The sequence below is a fragment of the Streptomyces spectabilis genome, from assembly GCF_008704795.1.
GTDB lineage: Bacteria > Actinomycetota > Actinomycetes > Streptomycetales > Streptomycetaceae > Streptomyces > Streptomyces spectabilis.
In genome coordinates this window covers 9,548,491-9,571,773 of record NZ_CP023690.1, presented here as the reverse complement: position 1 = coordinate 9,571,773, position 23,283 = coordinate 9,548,491, and the positions used below count along the sequence as shown (strand labels likewise).

Below are 23,283 nucleotides of genomic sequence, written 5' to 3'. Positions count from 1 at the left end.
GGGGGATGCGGGGAGTGCTCGTCCACTCCCCCGTACACGTGCGCGTCCAGCTCCCCTCCCCCCGCCGCGGCACGGCGTCCGCCCGGCCCGTCACGGGGGTACGGGCCGCGGCGGGCGCCGGCACCGCCGCGACGGCACCGATTTCCGCCAGGGGGTCCCGGAACCACGCCTTCGCGGGACACTTCCGCCATGGCCTCCTCCCATCAGGCGCAGCCGCGCGGCGGGCTCGACGAGGCGACCGGGGCCGTTCCGGAGGACCGTCTGGAGGTCCAGGCCCTCCTGCTCGCCGCCGACGAAGACGCCTTCCGCGAGATCTACGAGCGGTACTCCCCGCTCGTACGGGGCCTCGCGGCGCGCATCACCCGCGACCACAGCGCCGCCGACGACGTCGTTCAGGAGGTGTTCGTCCGGCTCTGGGAGAGCCCGCTGTCCTACGACCCGGCCCGTGGACCCCTGCGCGCCTGGCTCGGCGTGGTCGCCCACCGGCGCGCCGTCGACTGGGTCCGCCGTGAGGAGCGGCACCGCAGGACCGCCGAGCCACCGGCGCCTTCGGGCCACGACGAGACCGCCGAGACCGTGACCGCGCGCCTTGAGGCGCTCGGTGTACGCTCCGCCGCGGCCCGGCTGCCGGACACCTTGCGCACTCCGCTGCTCCTCGCCTACTACGGAAGCCGTACCTATCGTCAGGTGGCCGGTGACCTCGGCATCCCCGAAGGGACCGCCAAGACCCGCCTGCGGGCCGCCCTGCGCGCACTGGCCGCGGCACTCGCGGAGGAAGGGATCACACCATGAGCGGTGCCCCCCGCCCCGCGCCCCACGAACACGCCGCGCTGCGCGCCCTGTTGGGCGCATGGCTGCTCGACGCCTGCTCGGACCAGGAGAGCGCCGCCGTGGCGGCGCACCTGGAGCACTGTGCCCCGTGCGCGGCCGAGGCGCGGTACCTGTACCCGGCCACCGCCGCCCTCGCGGAGCCGTCGCCGCATGAGGACGCGGCACCGCACGAGGCCACCGCGCCGCCCCCGTACGACGGCACCGCCACGGCCGGACCCACCGGGAACCAGCCCCGCCCTTCCGGCGACCGCGTCACGGTCCTCGCCTTCGCCCGCCGACCGCCCGCGCCCCGTGCCGTCCCGCCCCACATCCGTCCGTACACGGACCAGGTGGCCACGCTGGACGCCGTCCTGCGCGACCTGACCGCCGAGGAGTGGGACACCCTCACCGTGGAGGGCTGGACGGTGGGGCAGCTGGTCGCCCACCTCGCCGCGACCGACAGCCTCCTGACCGAGGCGCTCGACGCCGGGACCCGCGGCCCGCTCGACCTGCCGGGCGACACGGTGCCCGCCCGCACCCGGGCCTGGACGTCGTGGGCGGTCGAGCGGTCCCCCCGGTCGATCCACGCGGCGTGGCGCGCGCAGGCCGACGCGCTGCGCGCCGTCCTGCTCGGCGAGGCGGCCCTCCCCGCCGATGCCGAGCGTCCTCTCTCCCTCGCCGGTGACCCCCCGCTGCCCGTGGCCCACCACACCACCGCGCGCGCCTTCGAGACCTGGATCCACACCCGGGACATCGCCCTGCGCACCGGCCGTCGGCTGCCGCCGCCCACCACGCGCTCCCTGTCCCTCATGTCCGACTTCGGCGTCCGCCTGCTCCCGCTCGCCATGCGGATGCGGGGCACACCCCTGGGCCGCCGCGTCCTGCGCCTCGAACTCACCGGCCGCGGCGGTGACACGTGGCTCCTCACCGACCCGGGCCAGGCCCCGCCGACAGGCCCTCCCGACGCCCATCTCGCCCTCGACGCCATGGAGTTCTGTCTCCTCACCGGGGACCGCCTCGCGCCCGCCGAGGCCGCGGCCCGCACCCGCGTCAGCGGGGACGCCGCCCTGGCCGAGGCGGCCCTCGCGGCGGCGTCCGCCTTCGCCGGTCCTTGATCGAGCACGGGGCGCCCCGGCGGCCGGGCCCCCGGGTGCCGGGCCCATGGGCCCCGGGCAGCCCTCCCCCCCCCAGCCGACACGTGAGGACTTCCGATGCATACCCCACTCACCCCGCTGGCCTTCCTGCGCCGCTCCGCCGAGGTCCATCCCGACAAGACAGCGATCGTCCACGGTGAACTGCGCCTCACCTACGCCGAGTTCGCCGCGCGGGCGACCCGGCTCGCGCACGCGTTGCGGGCCTCCGGCGTCGCGCCCGGTGACCGGGTCGCCTATCTCGCCCCGAACATCCCCGAACTGCTCGTGGCGCACTTCGGCGTGCCGCTGGCCGGTGGTGTGCTGGTCGCGGTGAACACCCGCCTCGCGCCGGCGGAGGTCCGCCACATCTGCGACCACTCCGGCGCCCGCCTCCTGGTGGGCGACGCGGAGTTGCTCGCCTCGGCTGGTCTGGACACCGGAGGGCTCGCCACGGTCCGCGAGATCATCACCGTCGGAGCAGGCGCCGGTGCGGCGCCCGGCACGCCGTACGCGGCGTTCCTCGCCCGGGGCGACGACAACCCGCTGCCCTGGGACGTCCCGGACGAGAACGCGGTCATCGCGCTCAACTACACCTCCGGCACGACCGGGCGGCCCAAGGGCGTCATGTACACCCACCGCGGGGCCTACCTCAACGCCCTCGGTGAGGTGCTGCACTCCCGGCACACGCCCGACAGCGTGTATCTGTGGACGCTGCCCATGTTCCACTGCAACGGCTGGTGCACCGCCTGGGCCCTCACGGCGATCGGCGGGACCCATGTGTGCCTGCGCGCGGTGGTCGCCGAGGACGTCTGGCGGCTGCTGGGCACCGAGGGGGTCACGCATCTCAACGGCGCTCCGACCGTGCTGCTCACCCTCGCGACGGCCCCGCAGGCCCACCGGCTGCGGCGCCCGCTCACGGTGACGGTCGCGGGCGCGCCGCCGAGCCCCACCCTGATCCGCCGCGTGGAGGACCTCGGCGCCGACGTGGTCCACGTCTACGGACTCACCGAGACCTACGGCCCGTACGCCGTGTGCGAGCCGCAGCCGTCCTGGGACGCCCTGGACGGCCCGGCGCGCCACGCGCTGCGGGCCCGGCAGGGCGTCGGCATGATCCAGACGGACGGCCTGCGCGTCGTCGACGCGGACATGTGCGACGTCCCCGCCGACGGCACCACGATCGGCGAGGTCGTCATGCGCGGCAACAACGTCATGGCGGGCTACTTCGAGGACACCGAGGCCACCGCCGAGGCCTTCCGCGGCGGCTGGTTCCACTCCGGGGACCTCGGGGTGCGGCATCCGGACGGCTATGTGGAACTGCGCGACCGGGCCAAGGACATCATCATCTCCGGCGGCGAGAACATCTCGACCGTGGAGGTGGAGCGGGCCCTGGACTCGCACCCCGCGGTGCACGAGGTGGCGGTCGTGGGCGTGCCCGACGAGAAGTGGGGCGAGCGCCCGAAGGCCTTCGTCGTGCTGAGCCCCGCCGCGGACGGGGTGGAGGTGACCGCCCAGGACCTCATCGACCACGTGCGCTCCCGCCTGGCCCGCTTCAAGGCGCCGGACCAGGTCGAGTTCGTCGCCCGCCTGCCGAAGACGTCGACCGGCAAGATTCAGAAGTACGTGCTGCGGGAGCGCCCGGGGCAGGCCTGAGCGGCGGCCCTCCGGGGCAGGTCGTGCCACGGGCGCGAGGCGACGACCGGCACGCCCGAGGCCCGTGCCCGGTCGGCCAGCCAGCTGCCGTACCGCACGCTGACGTCCGCCCGGTGCTGCTGGGGTCCGGCGTCCGGTTCGCGCGCGAGGTAGTTGGCCACCACCTGCTCCGTGTCGTCCTCGTGGACGAAGACGGCCCGGACGGGTCCGCCCTGCACCGCCAGTTCGGGGAGCAGGTAGTCGCCTTCGACGATGACGGGCGTATCGGTGTCCACGTGGTTGGCCACCACGGCCTCGACGGCGGGAAGCAGTGTCCGGGCGATCGCGATCTGCCGCTCCACCACGGACTCGGGCGACTCGTACGCCGCTTCGGGGTGGGTGCGCCAGACGTGCAGCTCGGGAAGGTGCTCGGGCCGGGTCACCGCGAGGAGCGCCTCCACGATGTCGTCGACCTCCACGACGGGGGTGTCGAACCGTCGTGCCAGTGCGCGGCTGACGGTCGTCTTGCCCGTCCCCGAGGCGCCGCCGACGAGGAGGACGCGCCAGTCCGGGCGGGTCGGTTCACTGGTGGTGTTCACGCGGGAACGGTAGCGACCGCCCGGCGGGCTTCTTCGGGTGGGGCGGGAGCTGGAAGCCGACCTCCGCGCCGCCGCCGGTCGCGCCGGTGGCGAAGACGGTGCCCTCGTCGGCCGTGATGATGTCGTGGACGATGGCGAGGCCGAGCCCCGACCCGGGGATGGACTGGGTGCGGGGGCCGCGGAAGAAGCGGTCGAAGACGGCGTGCCGGTCGTCCGGAGCGATGCCGGGGCCGTGATCGCGTACCGTCAGGCGGCTGCCGTCGACGCGGAGGACGATGGGCGCGGGGGCCTCGCTGAACTTGACGGCGTTGCTCAACAGGTTGTCGACGCAGCGTTGCAGCGCCCGGGGCCTGGCCCGGACCGGGACGGGCCCCTCGACCGTGACGGAGATGTCGCGGCCGGTGCGCTGGCGGTAGCGCTGCGCGCTGTCTTCCGCCACGGCGGGCAGGTCGACGCTCGTCGGGTCCTCACCGGTGTACCGGTCGGTGGCCAGCTCGACGAGTTCGCGGACGAGCTCGTCGAGGGCCGTGGTCTCGGTGACCAGGGTGGTGAGGATCTGCTCCTCGTCCTGCGGGTCGAGCCTGCCGCGGGCCCGTTGGAGGAGTTCGGCGCTGCCGCGCACCGAGGTCAGGGGGGTGCGCAGTTCGTGGCTCGCGTCCTGCACCAGTTGCTGCTGCTGGGCGCGGGAGCGGCGCAGCGCGCCCAGCATGGCGTCGAAGCTGCGGGTGAGCTGGCCGATCTCGTCCGCCCCCGCGGGCGGCAGGGGCGTCGACAGGTCCTGGGTGGTGGTGATGCGCCCGGTGGCGCGGGCCAGACGGCGGACCGGGCGCAGGATGCGGCCCAGGACGATCCAGCTCAGCACGGCGGAGAGGCCGGTCGCGGCCAGGGTGGTCCAGGGCACGCGCCACAGGAAGGCGTTCTCGACGCGTACGGCGCCTTGGTAGTGCTGGCCGACCATGACCGCTCCCCCGTCGGGCAGCGGCTTGGTCAGCACGCCGTACTCACGTCCGGAGACCACCACGTCCCGGCGGTTGGTCCCGGCGCCGGTGCGGGCCACCCGGCGGTCCGCCTCCGAGACCGGCAGCAGGTGCCGGCCCGGGCTCAGGGGGCGCACGGTGCCGTCGGCGAGCAGCAGCTGCTCGGTGGTGTCGGGGCGCACCGGCGGTTTGCGGGACGCGGCGAGCAGGGTGGTGACCGTGTCGGCACGGTCTTCGAGCCCGCGCTCCAGCTCGTTGCCGACGAGTTCGCTGACGCTGCGGTAGGACGCGGCGACGGTCACGGTGATGGCGAGCACGACCGCCGCGACGACCACGAGGGTGACCTTCGTGCGCAGGGCGAGGCGGGCCAGCCACGCCAGGGGGCGCGCCATCACGCCGACCTGACGGTGTAGCCGACGTTGCGCACGGTGTGGATGACCCGTGGGGCGCCGTCGCGTTCGGTCTTGCGGCGCAGATAGCCGATGTAGACGTCGAGGGAGCGCGACGTGGTGTCGAAGTCGTAGCCCCATATCCGCTCATAGATCTGGGTGCGGGTGAGCACGACCCCCGGGTTGTTCAACAGCAGTTCCAGGACGTCGAACTCGGTCTTGGTCAGGTCGAGCGGGTGGGGTCCCCGGTGGGCCTGGCGGGTGGCGGGGTCCAGGGTGAGGTCACCGACGGCCAGGAGCTCAGCGGCGGCCGCGGGAGGATCGGTGCGGCGCAGCAACGCGCGGATGCGCGCGAGGAGTTCCTCGGTGGCGAAGGGCTTCGCGAGGTAGTCGTCGGCCCCGGCGTCGAGCCCGGCGACGCGGTCGCCGATCTGGTCCCGGGCGGTGAGCACGAGCACGGGGAGGCGGTCGCCGCGCCTGCGCAGCATCCGGCAGAGCGCCAGTCCGTCCAGGCCCGGCATCACCACGTCCACCACCGCCAGATCGGGGCCCTCCTCCTCGATCAGGGCGAGCCCGCGCAGTCCGTCGGGGGCCGGCAGGACGCGGTAGCCCTCGAAGCGCAGCAGTTGGTCCAGGGTGCTGCGCACGCCCGGGTCGTCCTCGACGACCAGGACCGTGCGACGGTGCTCAGTTGCCTCAGTCATGAGCACATCTTCGCTGGTGGGGGCCCTGAACGTGGTGGGCGGCCCCCGTTGTGAGGCTGCGTTCAGGCCGTCGAGGTGTGTTCCGTCGGACCGTAGCGGGCCGCGTCCGCGCCGGTGAGCAGGGCCCAGTAGCGGTCGCCGTAGGACCAGTGCCACCACTCGGTGGGGTAGTTCACCAGGCCCGCGGCGGTGAGCACCGAGCCGAGCAGCTCCCGGTGGGCGCGGGCCCGGGCGCTGATGTTGAGGGCGTCGGTGTAGCAGGCGCCCTCGCTCTCCTCGGGGTCCGCGTTCATGCGGGTGCCCAGGTCCAGTTCGCGTCCGTCGGCGTCGGCCAGGGTGAGGTCGACGGCCGCGCCCGCGCTGTGCGGGGAGATCTCCGGCGGCGACACGTACCGGCTCGCCGCCGCGTGGAGCCGCTCGGCGGGCCAGTCGGGGTGCAGCGCCCGCAGTTCGTCGGTGTACTCCTCGAAGTACGCGCGCTGCAGCGCGAGCGGCCGGTATCCCTCGACGAACAGCAGCCGCACCTCGGGCGGGAGCAGCGACTGGGCCTTCAGTAGGCGCTCCAGGACGCCTGCGCGCAGTTGGGCGAAGGCGTCCGCGGGCCGCAGGTGGGCGAAGCCGTCGTCCGGGTCCCGCTGCCGGTCGTCGACGCGCAGACCGCCGTCGGTCCGTACGTTGACGAGCTGTTCGCCGCACTCGGTGACGGGTATCGCGGCGACCCTCGGATCCGACATCAGAATGATCTCGCTCATCACGCGATCATCTCCCAGGAGGGCCGCGCCCGGAAGGGGACTTCGGTCCTGTCATCGGCGGACTCGGCGCATCGGCCCGGTGCCGGTCGCGTCCCGTCCGCGCGAAGTCAACCGCGCGGGCGCGCTCGCCACCCCGCGGAGTACGACGTCCCAACCCGGACTGCGACCGCGCGACTTGGGTACACAGGCCGCCCTTGGGTAGAGAAGGAGCCATGTCCTGCCTGCCGCACCTGGTGACCGGTGTCGTGGTGGCCCATGTGGTGTCACGCTGATGAACCCCGCGCAACGTGTCGCCAGAGCAAGTCTCGCCGACTAAGCAGGATCATGGCGAGAAACATGCGGGTAGGATCCGCCGACACCCCGTTCGCACTCAGGAGAGGTGGACGTCATGTCTGACGCCCTCACCACACCGACCGGACTCGAGAGTCAGTACGCCACGCAACTGGCGACCGACCTTGAGCGCAATGCCACCGAGCAGGAACGTATCGGAACCGAAGTGCAGTCCTTGCAGGAGCAGTTGCGCGGCCTGCAGCACGACCGCGAGCTGCTCCTGAAGATGCAGCAACTGCTGGACGACGGGCCCTCGGGCGCCGTCCGGCAGGCCGGTGCGTCCCGCACGGCACGGGTCCCCGCGCCCCGTGAGTCCGCACCCCGCGCCAAGCGCACCGTGCGCAAGAAGGCCGCGGCCGCCGCCAAGGCCAAGCCGCAGCCCAAGTCCACCGAAGGTCCCACCCTCATCGAGCTGGTGCGGACCCACCTGGGTCAGCAGGCCGAACCGCGCTCGGCGGCCGAGGTGACGACCGCGCTCACCCAGGGCCACCCGGATCGCACCATCAAGACCACGGTCGTGCGCACCACGCTGGAGAAGCTGGTCGCCAAGGGCCAGGCCCAGCGCACCCGGCAGAAGAACTCCGTCTTCTACAGCACGCCCGACGCCACGGAGCAGGCGGAGAAGTCCGACGAGGGCGCGGCGGCCGCCGAGAAGCCGGAGTCGAAGGACTGACGTCCGGTCCGAAGATTGTTCTGTCCAGCGGAATGCGAGGAACGGCACGGGACGTTCTCATAGAACGTTCAAGCAGTTGGGGAGCCGGACCGGCTCCCCACCAGTGCCGCCCTCGCACCGCGTGGCGGCCGCACATCGCAAAGGATCGCCAGGACATGACGAACGACGCCCGCACCCTCACCAACCCCGACACGCTCCACGACCCGGCCCCCTTCGGTTACAGCCACGCCGCATCGGCGCCCGGCGAACTCGTCTTCATCGGCGGCCAGTACGCCTCCGACGCCACCGGCGCCCCGGTGCCCGGTGACTTCGCCGCCCAGGTCGAGCTGGCCTTCGAGCGGCTGAGATCGGCCCTGGAAGGGGTGGGTCTCGGCTTCGAGCACGTCGTGCGTCTCGGCACGTACATCGTGGACCACGACGTCGACAAGCTCGGCGACCTCGGCAAGACGCTCCACGCCCACTTCGGGGACCGCCTCCCGGCGCAGACGCTCAGCGGGGTCGCCTCGCTCGCGCTGCCGGGCATGCTCTTCGAGGTCGACGCGGTCGCCGTCCGCCCCGTCGGCTAGCCGATGCGCCGCGGCCGTCACGGCCGCTCAGCGCGGGGGTGCCTGCACGGCCGGCGCAGCCTCACGGCCAGGAACAGCGGCTGGCGGTGGGTCTTGTCGTACCGGCGCGGATCGACCCTCCGGGCCTCCTCCATGGCTCTCGGCTCGACGAGCTTCTCCACCAGGAAGCCCGCGCCGAGCAGTTCGCCGAGGAAGACCTCGAGGGTCATCCGCCGGTACGTGAGGGTGAACCCGTCACCGAACGGCAGCTCCACCCGGTCGTCCGCGAAGTAGGACCCGCCGAAGTACGTCCAGTCGCTGGTCGGGTGGGTCGTGGAGACCAGCAGGGTGCCACCCGGCCGCAGCACGCGCCGCACTTCGGCGAGCAACTGCTCGCGCGCCTCGACGTGGTGGAGGACGAGGGCCATCACGACCACGTCGAACACCTCGTCCCGCAGGAAGTCCAGCGGCTCCTCCAGGTCGTGCCGGCGCAGCACGGCACGCTCACCGACCCGCTCCCGCGCGGCCGCCAGCAGGGACTGGCTCCCCTCGACACCGGTGACGTGCGCGGCTCCCCGCTCCAGGAACGCGGCGGCGTAGTGCCCGCCCCCGCATCCGAGGTCGAGGACCCGCAGCCCCCGCACATCACCGGCCAGTTCGAGCATCGCCGGGCGATCGGTGTACGCGTGGTACACGCTGTCCGTGGCCTGCGCGGCGAACTGCTCGCCCATCTCACCGTGGTACGCGGTCTCAGCTGTCATGCCGCGATCCTCGCAGCAACTTCCGCGCGTCTCGCGGCAGGGCCGGGGTGGCTCGATCACGCCATCGGGCCGTAGTGCCTGCCCGGCTCGGCCGGAGGCGGGGCCCGGCCGCTCGCGGCGGGCGAGCTGAAGTCCCTCCTGCTCCGGGACGCGGACGTGCCGCAGGCCGAGCGCAGCACGGTGCAGGGGCCCGTGCCCCGCTACGACCCGCGGGTGAGGGTGCCGGGCCGGGGCTGCCAGGACGTGTTCGACGCGCTCGTCGCGCACCACGCGTCCACGTCAGTGATCCAGGACTTCTGGTGGAAGGGCACGCGCTGGGGCGGTCGCACCTGGCTGGCCTCGTACGCGGGCGCCGGGGCCGCCGAGCGGTTCCAGAAGCTGACGGACGGGCTCAAGAGCTGCGGGACGCTGGTGGGGCAGACCTCGGAGGGCAGGCTCAACTCCCGGATATCCCAGGTGAGAACGGCGGCGTTCGGTGACGAAGCGGTCACCCTCGATCTGAGTTCGACAGGGCCGGACGGCACCGCGCTGGTCGACCACCACACCTGGGTGCGCGTGGGATCCCTCACCGTGGACATGAGCGACCGCGGTGCCGAGCGTCCGCCCCGCTTCCCCATCGACGTGGTGATCGACAGGCAACTCGACCGGCTCACCCGGGAATCGCGGACGTAGCGCGCCCACCCTCGGGGTCAGGCGCGCAGGCCCATGAGCCCGTCGTAGGCGGCCATCACGACTTCCAGGCCCCGGTTGTCGTCTTCGGGGCCGCGCATCTGGTTCGTCACGTAGGCCACCGCCATGCGGGCGTCGGGCTCGACCATCACGAGGGAACCGCCCCAGCCGCCCCAGCCGTAGGTGGTGCCGAACAGGCCGTAGCCCATGCCGTACCGCACCGAGGTGCCCAGGACGCGGTCCTCGCCGTGGAACTGCTCCTCCCACGCGCGGTCGCAGCCCGCCTTCGAGAGCAGCCGCACCTCGCCCACCGCTCCCCCGCACGCGAGGACCGACTGGACGAGCGCGACCGAGCGGGCGTTGCCGAATCCGCTCGCGGCGGGGATCTCCGCACGCCGCCAGGCGACGCTGTTGCCGTCGCGTACCCGGATCGCGGTCGCGGCCGACGGGGCCGAGCCGGGGCCCGGCGCGCTCGCCGCGTAGTCCTCGTCCCGGGACAGCGGCGGCACGGTGAGCGCGACCCGTCCGTCGTGCTCGGCGGGAAGACCCAGGTGGAAGTCCGCGCCCAGCGGCCCGGCCACCTCATCGGCGAAGAACCCGCCGGGGCCGCGCCCGGTGATCCGGCGCACGACCTCGCCGACCAGGAACCCCTGGGTGAGCGAGTGGTATCCGGCGGCGGTGCCCGGCTCCCAGCGCGGCGCCTGCGCGGCCAGGCGTGCCGTGGCCGCCTGCCAGTCGTACAGCTCGTCGACCGGGCCCTCCCAGTCGGGCAGGCCCGCGGTGTGCGCGAGCAGGTGCCGGACGAGGACGGCCTCCTTGCCCGCCGCCGCGAACTCCGGCCAGTACCGTGCGACCGGCGCCTCCAGGTCGAGCTCGCCGCGGTCGGCCAGGATCAGGGCGCACAGCGCCGTCATCGTCTTGGTGACCGACCAGGAGTTGACGAGGGTGTCACCCTGCCAGGGAGTCGTACGGGCCGCGTCGGTGAAGCCGCCCCAGACGTCGACCACCGGCTCGCCGTCCACGAAGACGGCTGCCGAGGCTCCCGCGTCCCCCGAGTCGAGAAGCGCCGCGAGGGCTTCGGGGACGGCGGTGAACAGATCATCATATGTGCCCTGAACGTCGGCCATGCGGGGAATCTAGCCCCTGTCGCCGCATCTCGGTCAACCGGTTTTCCGGCGGCACGGCCGCTCCACCACGCCCGACCGGCCCGGTCCGCCGCCGCGGCGCCCCGGTCGCGACCCGGCCATACCGCCGGTGCCCGGCCGCCGGTCGCCGGTCCTTCTGTGAGACTGGCCCCTTCCGATCCGCCGCTCACCAGGGCGGCGTCGAGACGAGGAGCCAGTGTGCAGCCACAGGACCGTACCCGCCCGGTGATCGCGGCGCCCGCGCGCGTATGGATGCTGGTGCGGCAGCAGCCCACCGCGCTGCGCAGGTCCACGCGTGAACTCGCCGACGCCCTCGCGGACGCCCACGGCGAGCGTTTCGCGGTGTGGCACACCGACGAGCTGCTCTTCGGCGTCCAGGGCGGCCGCCTGGTCCTGCGCACCCTCGGCGGCGCGGAACTGCCCGCTCCCGACGTGGTGTGCGTACGCCAGGTGGCGGGGCCCATGCGCGACGACCGCGAGGTGACCCTACTGCGGCACCTGGAGCGCATGGGCAGCATCCTCGTCAACGGCGTCGGCGCCCACCTCAACAGCCGCAACAAGATCTGGCAGCTGCAAGAACTCGCCCTGGCGGGCCTTCCGGTGCCCGACACCCTCTCCTACGCCACCGCGCCGCTCGAAGGGGTCGTCCGCAGCCTCGGCACGGAGGGGGCGTGCGTGGTGAAGACCGTCAGCGGCTGCAAGGGCACGCAGGTGTTCCTCGCTCCCGACGCCCGGATGCTGCGCGCGGTGGCGGGCAGCCTCCAGCAGGACGTCCCGTTCCTGTTCCAGGAGCATGTGGCGCACTCCCACGGCCGTACCCTGCGCGTCATCGTGGTGGACGGCGAGCCGGTGGACGCCGTCCTGCACACCTCCGACAACGGCGGCCTCACCGCCAACATCGCGAAGGGCGGCTCCGCCGCGCTGTGCCGGGGGCGCTACCCGCGCGCGGAGGCGCTCGCGGTGGACGCGGCCCGCGCCCTGGGCCTGGACATCGCCGGGGTGGACCTGCTGTTCGCCTCCGAAGACACCTACACCGTCTGCGAGGTCAACGCCGTCCCGGGCTGGCGCCCGGCGATGGACGCGGTCGTCCCCGCCATCACCGCCTGTGTGAACCGTCGTCTGGCCGCCAGGAGCGAAGGTGCCGGGGGAAAATCGATGGACGACCAGGTTCGGGCGCTGCGATAGTCCGGCGGTGAAGACGATCGTGCCCCCTCCCGCTCCCGTTCCGCTGCCCGGCGGGCTCGTGCTGCGAGAGGCCCGCCCCGCGGACCTCGATCAGATCGGCGCGCTCCTTGCCGGGCGGGGTGAACCGGCCGACGCCCTCGACCACCGCCTCGTGGTCGAGGACCCGGAGGCCGGGTGGTCCGCCTGCGCCGTGGTCGTCGACGGCGACCGGGTCGTCTCCACCGCGACGCTCCTCGACGAGGACCTCCGCGTCGGCGGCGTCCGGCTCCCCGCCGGCCAGGTCGAACTGGTCGCCACCGCCAAGGAGTACGAGGGGCGCGGGCTCGTGCGGGCGCTGATGGGCTGGGCGCACGACCGCTCCGCCGCGCGGGGACACGTCGTCCAGGCGATGATCGGGATCCCGTACTTCTACCGCCGGTTCGGCTATGAGTACGCCATCGACATCCCGCAGGCCCTGGCCGTGCGCACGCCTCCGCCCGGCGAGGGGACGCCCGCCCTGCGCGCCGCCGGGCCGGACGACATCCCCGCCGTGGCGGCCCTGCAGGACGCGGCCCAGGAGCGGTTCGACGTGGCGATGCCGCACTCGGCCGCCTGCTGGCGGTGGCTCCTTGAGCACGAGGCGAGCGACCTGCGGGTCCTTGAGCGCGACGGCGCCGTCGTCGCCGCCGGGCGCACCACACCCCCGGACGGCGATGTGCTCCTCGCCGAGGCCGCAGCGCGTGACGAGGCGGCGGCCCGGGAGCTGCTGCGCGGTGTCGCCGCCCTGGTCCCCGACGGCCGGGTGCGCGTCGTCGACCGGGCGGGCACGGTGACCGCCACCGCCTGGCAGGAGTTCCTGGAGCCCGAACCGCGCGAGCAGGCGGAGCAGTACTACGTCCGCATCCCGGATGTCGCGGCGCTCCTGGATCTGCTGCGGCCGCTGCTCTGGCAGCGGCTCACCGCGGCCGGTGCGGATCCGGGCGGCCGCGACATCATCGTGTCCACGTTCGGCGCCCACTACCGGATCCCGGTCCTCCCCGAAGGGCTCGGTGCCGTGGTCACCGGCGGGCCGATGCAGGGCCCCAGGGCCGTGGCCGGCGCCGGGGTGGCTCCCGACCAGCTGCCCGCCCTGCTCTTCGGCCCGCACGGCCTGAAGGGTCTGAGCCGGATGCGGCCCGACGTCTACGCCGCGCGGGAAGAGCTGTTCCAGGCGCTCTTCCCGCCGCTGACCGCGGATGTGCTCAGCTTCTACCTGCCGTACTGACATCTGCCCGCGGGGCCCGGCGCGGTCGCGACGGCCGCGCCGGGCGGAACGGTCGGGTCGTCAGTGGGCCCGCCACAGGAAGATGTCGGCCTTGCCGTTCGTGTCGCCCGGTACGACGTCGGCGTCGAGGCTGTCGAAGACGAGACGGCTCTGTCCCGCGATGGCGCCGGGCACGGCCCTGGCGTTGTCGTGGACGACGGTCTCGTGGCCGCTCGGGACGTGGCGCAGACGGAGTTCGGAGTACGCCACGGGGTCGTTGCTCTGGTGGAGCACCTGGTGGCCGTTCTGGCTGAGCGCGTCGATCCTCTTGCCGGGCAGCCGGGTGACGGCACCGGTGGGTACGTCGCGGACGTAGGCGCCGTCCGCCGTGTTGATGGCGACGGTGCGGCCGTTGCCACTGAGCTGGACGAGTTCGCTCGACCCGCTGTCGTCGACGCGGACCCGGGTGCGCTGGTCGCGGTCGTAGCGCCAGACCTCGCCGGTGCCCGCGTCGCGGTAGGCGACGTAGCGGCCGTCGGCGCTGATGGAGGGGGCCTGCATGTCGCGGGTGGAGATCGGCGGGCCCTCGCTCACGGTCTCGTAGGTCCCCTTGACGCGGTCGTAGACGTCGACGCGGGACGGGATCGAGGGGTGGTCGGGCTGCTGGGTGAAGGCGATGTAGCGGCCGTCGGCGCTCATGGTGGCGCTGTCGGACCCGGCCTTCGACGGACCGCTGCTGACGATCTTCGTCTCGCCCGTCTCCAGGTCGGCGAGCTTGACCTTGACGGTGTGACTGCCCCAGCCGAGGTAGGTGACGTACCGCCCGTCGTCGCTGACGGCGGGGTCCTGCAAGGAGTCCCTGATCCGCTTGACCTCGCCGGTCCTGTTGTCACGGATGTGGACGGCGCCGGGCGGGCGGGGCGTGGGTTCCTGGGTGAGGTTGGTGGCGGCGCTGTGGAAGAGGGTGAAGGCGCCGTTGCGCGAAAGGGCCGCGTGGGTCGAGCCGTTGTTGGCCTCGGTGCCGTCGGCGGCGACGGACACGCGCCGCACGCTCGGCGCGTGTGACCCCGCGGTGGCGGGCAGCGCGGTGAAGGTGACGGCGCCGACCGCCGTGACCGCGACGGCGGCCGTGCGGATGCGTAACGCGCCTGCGGCGGACGACTGCACGCGTCTAGCCAAGGACATGTTCCCCCCAGAGCGTGTCGCCCCCGGCCCGACGCCGAGGGCCTCCACGGATCCAAGCGCACCCCCCGGCACGGGTCAATCGGCTGCAATGCGTACAACCTGGACGGGCGCCTAAGCGTCTCCGCGGTGCGCGGTGGTCTTGGGAAGGCCGGAGGAGTGGACGAGCCCTGTGCATCCCGATCCGGCCATGGGGCGTATGCCCTACGGTCTTGCCATGGTGTCGAGTGCGGTGGTCGAGGAAGAAGACGTGGTCGCTGTGGTGATGGCGGCCTCGCGCCTGGTGATGGGCATGTCGGCGCGGGCGTTGGCCGAGGTGGACGAGTCGCTCTCGCTCCCGCAGCTGCGGACGATGGTCGCCCTGGAGGGGTGCGGCCCGGTGAAACTGGCGGAACTCGCCGAGGTGCTTGGGGTGAACGCGTCGACCGCGCTGCGTGCGGTGGTACGGCTCGAAGCGGTCGGCCTCGTGGACCGCCGGGCCAATCCCGACAGCCGACGCGAGGTGATCCTCACACTGACGCCGTCGGGCGCCACCCTGGTGGCACGCGTGCTGCGGCACCGGCGCCGGGAGGTGGCGAAGCTCGTCGAAGCGGTGCCGCCCGAGGCGCGGTCCGGCCTGGTGGCGGGGTTGCGGGCGCTATTGGACGTGGCGGGCGACCGCTCCGTCCATGTCCCCGAGGCCGCCGAGGAGTTCCGCCGGCTGGTGCTCTGACCCACGGTGCCTGCTCATGGCCGGACCGGTCGCCGCGACGCCACGGCGTGGCCCTGGACCGTCAGCCACACCGCCGCCGCGACCCACGCGAGGAGGTGCACGGCGGTGCTCGGCGCATGGGGCGCCAGCGTGGTGGTGACGCGCGCGGTGGCGGTGGCGTACATGCCGACGGGGAAGACCACGCACCACAGGGCGGGTTCGTACGTCAGCGGAACGCGGTGGCGCAGGTGCCGCCAGCAGCCGGTGGCGAGCAGGGGCGGTATCAGAGCGGTCGCCCCACCCCAGAGGACGACCACGGCGAGACCGACTGTGCCGCGCAGCGCGTGTGGCAAGGAGGCCTCGTGGTCGTGGAGTTGGGTGCCCGCGAGGGTGCTGATGGCCACGGCCCCCATCGCGACCCAGTACGCGGGAGTGCAGCGCGCGGGTGTTGGCGGACGGCGCAGCAGTCGGCGGCCGAGCACGGCGGCGGTCACCGCGTACAGCAGGACCCCGCACCACCACAGGACGAGCGCAGACGGCACGAGCACATGGCGCGGCGGCAGGCTGGTCAAGCAGAGGACCAGCGACTGGAGGCCGACGGTGGCCAGGAACCAGGTGCCGTCGGCCTCGCGTGCGGCCGCACGCGGCAGACGCGTGAGGCAGCGGGCGAGCGCCACCCATGCCACGCCTGCCAGGGCGAGGAGGACGTACGCCGCCCCGCGTGCGGGCCCGTGGCCGAGGCGGGCGGCGAGGACGCCGGACGCGGCGACGAACGTGAAGTGGCCGAACACCCCCTTCGGGTCGGCCAGTTCGGATCCGAGGGCGGCCGGGTGACACCCGGCCTTGAGGCAGCTCGCCGCGAGGAGGCACGCGTAGAGCGCGCACGCGAAGGCGAAGAGCAGCGTGGAGACCGTGCGGGCCCCGGCTTCGTTCAGGGCCCGGGACACGATGCCGGTCGCCATCACGGGCGCGAAGCACGCCGGTGGCAGCGACCGGCACCGGTCACGGAGCCGGAGCCCCTCTCTCACCGGCGGGCGGCGGTGTTCCGTACCTGCGGGGAGGCCACCGGGGCGGAACGGCTCACGGGGACGTGCCGTGCGCCGCGGGAGCGGTAGACGATGTACGGGCGGGCCAGATAGCCGACCGGGGCGGTGAAGGCGTGCACGAGGCGGCTGAACGGCCACAGGGCGAACAGCGCCATGCCGAGCAGCGTGTGCGTCTGATAGACGAACGGGGCGTGGGACATGGCCGACACGTCGGGATCGAGGGCGAACAGGGAGCGGACCCACACGGAGACGCCGAGCCGGTAGTCGTAGTGGTGGGGCGGGGTGGTGGAGGCGGTCGCGGCGAGCCCGGCCACGATCACCGCGGCGAGGAGCGGATAGACGGCGCGGTCGCTGCGGCTGGTGGCGCCACGCACGGCGGGCACGCGCAGGCGGCGGTAGAGCAGGATCGCGAGCCCGGCGAGGGTGGCGAGGCCCGCGATGCCGCCGACGAACAGGGCGTTGGCGTGGTAGAGCCACTCGTGGACGTGGACGCGGTCGGTGAAGGCCTCCGGGATGAGCAGGCCGATGAGGTGTCCGCCGATGACGAGGAGCAGGCCGAAGTGGAACAGGGGGCCGCCGATCCGCAGGAGCCGGCTCTCGTGCAGCTGGCTGGAGCGGGTGGTGAAGCCGAACCGGTCGTAGCGGTAGCGCCACATGGTGCCCGTGGCCATGAAGGCCACGACGAGGTAGGGCAGCACGCCCCACAGGGTGGTGTGCAGGTGGTTCACGGGACGGGCTCCTCCTCGTACGGGTGCGGGACGGCTCGTCGGGGGAACGGCAGGAGCCCGACCGTCTCGGTGGGCGGGCCGCCGCGGGCCAGGCGCAGGGCGGCGGCGCGGTCGCCGGGCGAGGCGCCGGGCAGGGTGCGGCAGACGGCTTCGAGGACGTCGGCGTACGGGCTGCGGTGGTCGCGGAGCGCGAGCCGCAGCAGCTCGACGGCGGCGCGGTGCTCCCGCAGGGCGGCACGGCCCGGTTCGGGGCAGCGGGCGGCGAACTCCAGGGCCAGGGGCAGGAAGTCGGGCAGTTCGTCGGCGGGCGGCCGCCAGCCGTGCGCGCGGTACAGGTCCTGCCAGCGCAGCAGGGACTGGCCGCGGCGGCGCGTGTCGCCGTCGGTGTAGTACGTCAGGTGCAGGGTGCGGCGGCGGCTGCGGTCGAAGGTGGCGACGTAGCGGGCGGACAGGTCGAGCACGGGGACGTCGGCGACGGCCGCGCAGAACCGCAGCAGCGGCTCCGCGCGCGGGCCGGGGGCGGTGGCGAGGGCGTCGGTGACCGTGCGGAGCCGGTGCGGCCAGTCCGCGTCCGGGTGGAGCAGGAGCAGGGACGCCGCCTGGTGGACGAGGGGGAGGTCGCTCATGCCTGGTGTCCCTCGCGCCCCGGGAAGAGGCCCGCGGGGCGCCCCCGCCCGTTCCAGTTGAGGAGGTTGACGCGGCCGCGCAGCGAGGTTCCGGCGTGTTCGGGCTCGGGCTCGGCGGTGCCGGGCAGCGGGGTGTGGAAGGCTTCGGCGTCGTACATGCCGGGGCCGTGGTCGTGGTCGAGGCTGCAGCCGTCGGGTTCGTCGCCGGTGGCGGTGGTGTGGTAGCCGGTGGGAATGACGTAGCGCTCGTCGTACTTGGCGAGGGCGAGGAGGCGGTACATGGCCTCGATCTCCCCGGTGTCCATGCCGACGGCGCGGGAGATGGCCGGGTCCTGCTCCTCGCCGAGGTTGACGCGCCGCATGTGGGAGCGCATCGCCGCGAGGCGGCACAGCGCGGCCTCGACGGGGGCGGGGTCGCCCGCGGTGAAGAGACCGGCGAGGTAGGAGACGGGGATGCGCAGCGAGTCGATGGCGGCGAAGAGCTTGGCGGGGTCCTCGCCGTCGTGGCCGGTGGCGGTGAGGGACTCGACCACGGGTGACAGCGGCGGGACGTACCAGACCATGGGCAGCGTCCGGTACTCGGGATGCAGGGGCAGGGCCACCTTGTAGCGGCTGATCAGGTCGTACACCGGGGAGCGGCGTGCGGCCGTGATCCAGTCGTGCGGGATGCCCGCCGCCTCGGCCGCGGCCGCGACCCGGGGGTCGGCCGGGTCGAGGAAGCAGTCCAGCTGTGCCTGGTAGAGGTCCTTCTCGTCGGCGGTGGCGGCGGCCTCCCCCGCCTTGTCGGCGTCGTAGAGGATCACGCCGAGGTAGCGCAGGCGGCCGACGCAGGTCTCGGAGCAGACGGTGGGCTGTCCGGCCTCGATCCGCGGGTAGCACAGGGTGCACTTCTCGGCCTTGCCGGTGGTGTGGTTGAAGTAGACCTTCTTGTAGGGGCAGCCGGTGACGCACATGCGCCAGCCCCGGCAGCGGTCCTGGTCGACGAGGACGATGCCGTCCTCGATGCGCTTGTACAGCGCGCCGGAGGGACACACGGCGACGCAGGACGGGTTGAGGCAGTGCTCGCAGATGCGGGGCAGGTAGAACATGAAGGCCTGCTCGTACTCCAGGCGCACCTGTTCGTTGAGGTCCCGCAGGACGGGGTCACCGGCGAGGTGCCGGGGTCCGCCGCCCAGGTCGTCGTCCCAGTTCGGGCCCCAGGTGACGGCGGTGGGCCGCCCGTCGATCTGGGAGCGCGGCGCGGCCGTGGGGACGTCGTCGCCGAGGGGCGCGGTGATGAGGTTGTCGTAGTCGTACGTCCACGGCTCGTAGTAGTCGTTCAGGGAGGGCAGTTCGGGGTTGGCGAAGAGCCGGGCGAGGCGGCGGGCGCGGCCGCCGCTGCGCGGCACGAGGCGGCCGTGCTTGAGCTGCCAGCCGCCCTTCCACCTGTCCTGGTCCTCGTAGCCGCGGGGGTAGCCCTGTCCGGGGCGGGTCTCGACGTTGTTGAACCAGGCGTACTCGGTGCCCGAGCGGTTGGTCCACGTCTGTTTGCAGGTGACCGAGCAGGTGTGGCAGCCGATGCACTTGTCGAGGTTCATCACCATCGCCACCTGTGCCAAGCAGCGTCCGACAGTGGCTTCGTCACGGGGCATCAGTACTGCACCTCCTGGGAGCGACAGCGGATGACGGTGACCGCGTCGCGCTGGTTGCCGGTGGGGCCGTAGTAGTTGGGGGCGAAGGACAACTGGGCGTGTCCGCCGATGAGGTGGGTCGGTTTGACGAGCAGCCGCGTCAGGGCGTTGTGGACACCGCCGCGGCGTCCGGTGCGCTCCGACTTGGGGACGTTCACCAGGCGTTCCTGCACGTGGTACATGAACACCGTGCCGGGTGGCATCCGGTGGGACACGACGGCGCGGGCGACGACCACGCCGTTGGCGTTGACCGCTTCGATCCAGTCGTTGTCCGCCACGCCGATCGCCTCGGCGTCGCTCACGCTGATCCAGATGACCGGGCCGCCGCGGGCGAGGGTCTGCATCAGCAGGTTCTCCTGGTACTCGGAGTGGATGGACCACTTCGAGTGGGGCGTCAGATAGCGCACGGTCACCGAGGTGCCGTCGGCGGTCGGCTGCTCGCCGAGGAGGGCCAGGTCGAGGGGTGGCCGGTAGACCGGCAGCTGTTCGCCGAACTCGGTGATCCAGGGGTGGTCGAGGTAGAAGTGCTGCCGTCCGGTGAAGGTGTGCCAGGGCTTGCGGTGCTCGGTGTTGATCGTGAAGGGCGCGTAGCGCCGGTCGGACGCCTCTTTGCCGGACCACTCGAAGCTGGCGCTGACCTGCACGGGCCGGGCCTGCGTGTCGGAGAAGACGACGCGCCGCTCGGCGACCGACGCGGCGAGTTCCTCCAAACCGCTGTCGCCGCCGCAGCGTTCGGCCAGCCGGCGCAGCCCTTCGGCGGCGACGCGGCCGTTGGTGGTGCCCGAGAGGGCCAGGATCGCCTCGCACAGCTTGACGTCCGTGTCCAGCAGGGGCCTGCCCCGGGCCGGTCCTTCGGCGGCGGTGCCGCAGCGGGCCGTCAGCCAGTGGCTCTCGGCCGTGGTGCGGACGGTGACTCCCTTGACCTGCATGCCCTGTTCGTCGGGCAGCGGGCCGAGCGCGGCGAGCTTGTCGGCGATGGCCCGGTAGTCGCGTTCGACGAGGGCGTACTGCGGTGCGGTGGGTCCCGGTGGCGGTGCCTCGCCGGGGGTGTCGTGCTGCAGGGCGGTGGCCACGAGGTCGTGGGCGACGTCCAGGCGGCCGTGGGCGAGCCGGGACACCTCGGCGGCGAGCCCGTGGAAGATCTCGAAGTCGGTGCGGGCCTGCCAGGGCGGGTTGATCGCCGGGGAGAAGGCGTGCACGTAGGGGTGCATGTCCGTGCTGGACAGGTCGTGCTTCTCGTACCAGGTCGCGGCGGGCAGCACGAGGTCGGCGAAGAGGGTGGTGGAGGTCATGCGGAAGTCGAGCGCGAGCAGCAGGTCGAGCTTGCCGCGCGGGGCCTCGTCGCGCCAGGTGACGTCCTGGGGCCGGTCGCCGGGCGGGACTTCCTCGGCGCTCGCGTTGTCCGTGGTGCCCAGGAGGTGCCGCTGGAAGAACTCGTTGCCCTTGGCCGACGAGCCGATCAGGTTGGCCCGCCACACCGTCAGGACGCGGGGCCAGTTGGCGGGGTCGTCGGGGTCCTGGAAGGCGGGGGTGAGGCGGCCCGCCGCCTGTTCGGCGGCCACCCAGGGGCCGGGGTCCGCTCCCGCCTCGCGGATGCGCCGCCCCAGGGTCAGCGGGTTGGCCGCGAAGGTGGGGTAGGCGGGCATCCACCCCTGGCCGGTCGAGCGGGCGATCAGGTCCGCGGTGTGCAGTCCGCTCAGCGCGCCCGCCCCGGTCGGCGAGGCGAGGGCGTCCGCGGTGGTGCGGTCGTAGCGCCACTGGTCGGTGTGCAGGTACCAGTAGGGCGTGCCGGCCATCTGCCGCGAGGGGCGGACCCAGTCGGAGCCGGTCGCCAGCTGCTGCCAGCCCGCGTAGGGGCGGACCTTCTCCTGGCCCACGTAGTGCGCCCAGCCGCCGCCGTTGACGCCCTGGCAGCCGGTGAGCAGCAGCAGGGTGAGGAAGGAGCGGTAGATCGTGTCGGAGTGGAACCAGTGGTTGGTCCCGGCCCCCATCACGATCATGCAGCGGCCCCGGGTCTGCTCCGCGGTGCGGGCGAACTCCCGGGCGGCGCGCACCACCGCCCCCGCGGACACCGAGGTGATGGCTTCCTGCCAGGCGGGGGTGCAGGGGGCCGACGCGTCCTCGTACGGGACGGGCGGCTTCCCGTCCAGGGCCTCGCGCGCCACGCCGTACTGGGCGAGCATCAGGTCGAACACCGTGGTCACCAGGCGGCCGCCGACGCGTGTCGTGGGCACCGTGCGGCGGACCGTCGCGCCGGCTCCGGCTCCGCCCGTCTCCTCCGCGCCGTCCGTGCCGCCCGCCCCGCCGGTTCCGCCCGTTCCGCCCGCTGCGTCGAAGCGGGGCAGCACCACCGTCGCGGTTCCGGCGTCCGCGTGCCCCAGCAGGCTCAGGAGGGGGTCGAGGTCGCCGAGGTCGAGGTTCCAGCGGCCTTCGCCGCCCTTGCCCCAGCGGTCGCCGAGGGTGCCGTTCGGCACCACGGTCGCGCCCGTCACCGCGTCGATGAACACGGGCATCCAGCGCCGCGCGTCCGCGTGCGCCTCCCGCGCCCGGTCCGCGTCGACGGCCGTGACGAAGGAGCCCGGGGCGTACGTTCCCTGCTCCCGCTCCTCCAGGGCGACGAGGAAGGGCAGGTCGGTGAAGCGTTTGACGTAGTCGGTGAAGTACGGCACCCATCGGTCGACGAAGCACTCGCGCAGGATCACATGGCCCATCGCCATGGCGAGCGCGCCGTCGGTCCCGGGGTGCGGGTGCAGCCACTCGTCGGCGAACTTCGTCGCGTCGGCGTAGTCCGGCGACACGACGACGACCTTCTGGCCGCGGTAGCGGGCCTCGGCCATCCAGTGGGCGTCCGGGGTGCGGGTCACCGGCACGTTCGAACCCCACAGCATCAGATACGCGGCGTCCCACCAGTCCCCGGACTCGGGCACGTCCGTCTGGTCGCCGAAGACCTGCGGCGAGGCCACGGGCAGATCCGCGTACCAGTCGTAGAAGGACAGCATGGGCGCGCCGATCAGCGCGTGGAAGCGGGCGCCGACGGCGTGCGAGGCCATCGACATCGCCGGGATCGGCGAGAACCCGGCGATCCGGTCGGGGCCGTACGCGCCGAGGGTGTGCACATACGCGGCCGCGGCGATCTCCAGGGCCTCCTGCCAGCTCACGCGCACCAGGCCGCCGTGGCCGCGCGCGGCCTGGTAGCGGCGCCGCCGCTCCGGGTCGCCGGTGATCTCGGCCCAGGCCGCGACGGGGTCGCCGAGCCTCCGCCTGGCGGACCGGAACATCTCCACCAGAACGCCGCGGGCCAGCGGGTACCGCACGCGCGTGGGCGAGTAGGTGTACCAGGAGAAGGACGCTCCGCGCGGGCAGCCCCGCGGCTCGTAGTCCGGCCGGTCGGGCCCGGTGGAGGGGTAGTCCGTGGCCTGCGTCTCCCAGGTGATCAGGCCGTCCTTGACGTACACCTGCCATGAACACGAGCCCGTGCAGTTCACCCCGTGGGTGGAGCGCACCACCTTGTCGTGCGCCCAACGGTCCCGGTAGGGCTGGTCATTGACGGTCTGGCCGGGCCGGAAGACCGCCCGGCCCTCCGGTGTCGTGGGCGCGTTCTGAAGTAATCGGCCGATCTCCAGCAGCCGCTCGGCGGCGTCCGCCGCGGCGCGCCGCGCCTTCGCCCTGCCTCGTCCCCTGCCCATGTGCGGGCTCCCCTCGGGCATCGCGGTGCCGTCGTGCGGTGGTGGTCACGTCGGCACACACCTCATCGATCGAGGGTCAGAGTGCTCCTGGTCAGGCTCTGGTGTGGACCATTTTTCGGCCAGTTGGTTGT

Annotated in this window: 21 protein-coding genes; 9 read left to right on the top strand and 12 right to left on the bottom strand. The window is 73.2% G+C overall.

What is annotated here, in order from left to right; genetic code table 11:
- Positions 1 to 189 precede the first annotated feature (189 nt).
- From CP982_RS40585 to CP982_RS40575, 3 genes are all read left to right on the top strand, one after another.
- Positions 190 to 792 (top strand): sigma-70 family RNA polymerase sigma factor, encoded by a 603-nt coding sequence (locus tag CP982_RS40585; protein ID WP_150515075.1) that lies wholly within the window; start codon positions 190 to 192, stop codon positions 790 to 792.
- On the top strand, positions 789 to 1,925 hold the full coding sequence (locus CP982_RS40580; RefSeq protein WP_150515074.1) for a maleylpyruvate isomerase family mycothiol-dependent enzyme: 1,137 nt from the start codon (positions 789 to 791) through the stop codon (positions 1,923 to 1,925). Before CP982_RS40585 ends, CP982_RS40580 begins: the two co-directional genes overlap by 4 nt.
- 96 nt (positions 1,926 to 2,021) lie before the next feature.
- Positions 2,022 to 3,593 (top strand): acyl--CoA ligase family protein, encoded by a 1,572-nt coding sequence (locus CP982_RS40575; protein ID WP_150515073.1) that lies wholly within the window; start codon positions 2,022 to 2,024, stop codon positions 3,591 to 3,593.
- Here CP982_RS40575 and CP982_RS40570 read toward each other — a convergent pair.
- From CP982_RS40570 to CP982_RS40555, 4 genes are all read right to left on the bottom strand, one after another.
- Complete coding sequence (locus CP982_RS40570) at positions 3,554 to 4,171, bottom strand: hypothetical protein (protein ID WP_150515072.1); 618 nt, start codon at positions 4,169 to 4,171, stop codon at positions 3,554 to 3,556. The genes CP982_RS40575 and CP982_RS40570 overlap by 40 nt on opposite strands.
- A complete protein-coding gene (locus CP982_RS40565) occupies positions 4,155 to 5,540 on the bottom strand; it encodes a HAMP domain-containing sensor histidine kinase (protein WP_150515071.1) in 1,386 nt (461 codons plus the stop codon). Before CP982_RS40565 ends, CP982_RS40570 begins: the two co-directional genes overlap by 17 nt.
- The gene (locus CP982_RS40560; RefSeq protein WP_150515070.1) at positions 5,540 to 6,241 is read right to left on the bottom strand and encodes a response regulator transcription factor; all 702 of its coding nucleotides are present in this window, start codon (positions 6,239 to 6,241) and stop codon (positions 5,540 to 5,542) included. Before CP982_RS40560 ends, CP982_RS40565 begins: the two co-directional genes overlap by 1 nt.
- 62 nt (positions 6,242 to 6,303) lie before the next feature.
- Positions 6,304 to 6,993: a M15 family metallopeptidase gene (locus CP982_RS40555; protein ID WP_150515069.1), complete on the bottom strand. Its 690-nt coding sequence runs from the start codon at positions 6,991 to 6,993 to the stop codon at positions 6,304 to 6,306.
- 388 nt (positions 6,994 to 7,381) lie between these two features.
- On the opposite strand from CP982_RS40555, the gene CP982_RS40550 reads away from it, so the two are divergent.
- Positions 7,382 to 7,996 (top strand): hypothetical protein, encoded by a 615-nt coding sequence (locus tag CP982_RS40550; RefSeq protein ID WP_150515068.1) that lies wholly within the window; start codon positions 7,382 to 7,384, stop codon positions 7,994 to 7,996.
- 155 nt (positions 7,997 to 8,151) lie between these two features.
- Positions 8,152 to 8,562 carry a RidA family protein gene (locus tag CP982_RS40545; RefSeq protein ID WP_150515067.1) on the top strand — a complete coding sequence of 137 codons (411 nt, stop codon included), beginning with the start codon at positions 8,152 to 8,154 and terminating at the stop codon, positions 8,560 to 8,562.
- Between the two features lie 17 nt (positions 8,563 to 8,579).
- Here CP982_RS40545 and CP982_RS40540 read toward each other — a convergent pair whose 3' ends face one another.
- On the bottom strand, positions 8,580 to 9,302 hold the full coding sequence (locus CP982_RS40540; protein WP_150515066.1) for a class I SAM-dependent methyltransferase: 723 nt from the start codon (positions 9,300 to 9,302) through the stop codon (positions 8,580 to 8,582).
- 156 nt (positions 9,303 to 9,458) lie between these two features.
- On the opposite strand from CP982_RS40540, the gene CP982_RS40535 reads away from it, so the two are divergent.
- Positions 9,459 to 9,974, top strand: a complete 516-nt coding sequence (locus CP982_RS40535) for a hypothetical protein (protein ID WP_170316602.1) — start codon at positions 9,459 to 9,461, stop codon at positions 9,972 to 9,974.
- Positions 9,975 to 9,991: 17 nt separating this feature from the next.
- On the opposite strand, the gene CP982_RS40530 is transcribed toward CP982_RS40535, so the two are convergent.
- Positions 9,992 to 11,098, bottom strand: a complete 1,107-nt coding sequence (locus CP982_RS40530) for a serine hydrolase domain-containing protein (RefSeq protein ID WP_150515064.1) — start codon at positions 11,096 to 11,098, stop codon at positions 9,992 to 9,994.
- 216 nt (positions 11,099 to 11,314) lie between these two features.
- On the opposite strand from CP982_RS40530, the gene CP982_RS40525 reads away from it, so the two are divergent.
- Positions 11,315 to 12,301, top strand: coding sequence for an ATP-grasp domain-containing protein (locus tag CP982_RS40525; protein WP_229879125.1), 987 nt, complete (start codon positions 11,315 to 11,317; stop codon positions 12,299 to 12,301).
- A gap of 7 nt (positions 12,302 to 12,308) precedes the next feature.
- The gene (locus tag CP982_RS40520) at positions 12,309 to 13,544 is read left to right on the top strand and encodes a GNAT family N-acetyltransferase (protein WP_212669216.1); all 1,236 of its coding nucleotides are present in this window, start codon (positions 12,309 to 12,311) and stop codon (positions 13,542 to 13,544) included.
- A 60-nt stretch (positions 13,545 to 13,604) separates the two neighbouring features.
- Here the strand turns inward: CP982_RS40520 and CP982_RS40515 are convergent, their stop codons facing one another.
- Positions 13,605 to 14,690 carry a TolB-like translocation protein gene (locus CP982_RS40515; RefSeq protein WP_229879127.1) on the bottom strand — a complete coding sequence of 362 codons (1,086 nt, stop codon included), beginning with the start codon at positions 14,688 to 14,690 and terminating at the stop codon, positions 13,605 to 13,607.
- A 232-nt stretch (positions 14,691 to 14,922) separates the two neighbouring features.
- On the opposite strand from CP982_RS40515, the gene CP982_RS40510 reads away from it, so the two are divergent.
- Positions 14,923 to 15,417, top strand: a complete 495-nt coding sequence (locus tag CP982_RS40510) for a MarR family winged helix-turn-helix transcriptional regulator (RefSeq protein WP_150515989.1) — start codon at positions 14,923 to 14,925, stop codon at positions 15,415 to 15,417.
- A 14-nt stretch (positions 15,418 to 15,431) separates the two neighbouring features.
- Here the strand turns inward: CP982_RS40510 and CP982_RS40505 are convergent, their stop codons facing one another.
- Genes CP982_RS40505 through CP982_RS40485 form a run of 5 tightly spaced genes read right to left on the bottom strand, consistent with a single transcriptional unit; the run spans position 15,432 to position 23,152 of the window.
- Positions 15,432 to 16,424: a tellurite resistance/C4-dicarboxylate transporter family protein gene (locus CP982_RS40505; protein WP_268255498.1), complete on the bottom strand. Its 993-nt coding sequence runs from the start codon at positions 16,422 to 16,424 to the stop codon at positions 15,432 to 15,434.
- On the bottom strand, positions 16,421 to 17,170 hold the full coding sequence (narI, locus tag CP982_RS40500) for a respiratory nitrate reductase subunit gamma (RefSeq protein WP_150515062.1): 750 nt from the start codon (positions 17,168 to 17,170) through the stop codon (positions 16,421 to 16,423). Before narI ends, CP982_RS40505 begins: the two co-directional genes overlap by 4 nt.
- Positions 17,167 to 17,796: a nitrate reductase molybdenum cofactor assembly chaperone gene (gene narJ / locus CP982_RS40495; protein WP_150515061.1), complete on the bottom strand. Its 630-nt coding sequence runs from the start codon at positions 17,794 to 17,796 to the stop codon at positions 17,167 to 17,169. The genes narI and narJ overlap by 4 nt, the downstream gene beginning before the upstream one ends.
- Complete coding sequence (narH, locus tag CP982_RS40490) at positions 17,793 to 19,427, bottom strand: nitrate reductase subunit beta (RefSeq protein WP_184924915.1); 1,635 nt, start codon at positions 19,425 to 19,427, stop codon at positions 17,793 to 17,795. The genes narJ and narH overlap by 4 nt, the downstream gene beginning before the upstream one ends.
- A complete protein-coding gene (locus tag CP982_RS40485; RefSeq protein WP_150515060.1) occupies positions 19,427 to 23,152 on the bottom strand; it encodes a nitrate reductase subunit alpha in 3,726 nt (1,241 codons plus the stop codon). Before CP982_RS40485 ends, narH begins: the two co-directional genes overlap by 1 nt.
- Positions 23,153 to 23,283 lie beyond the last annotated feature (131 nt).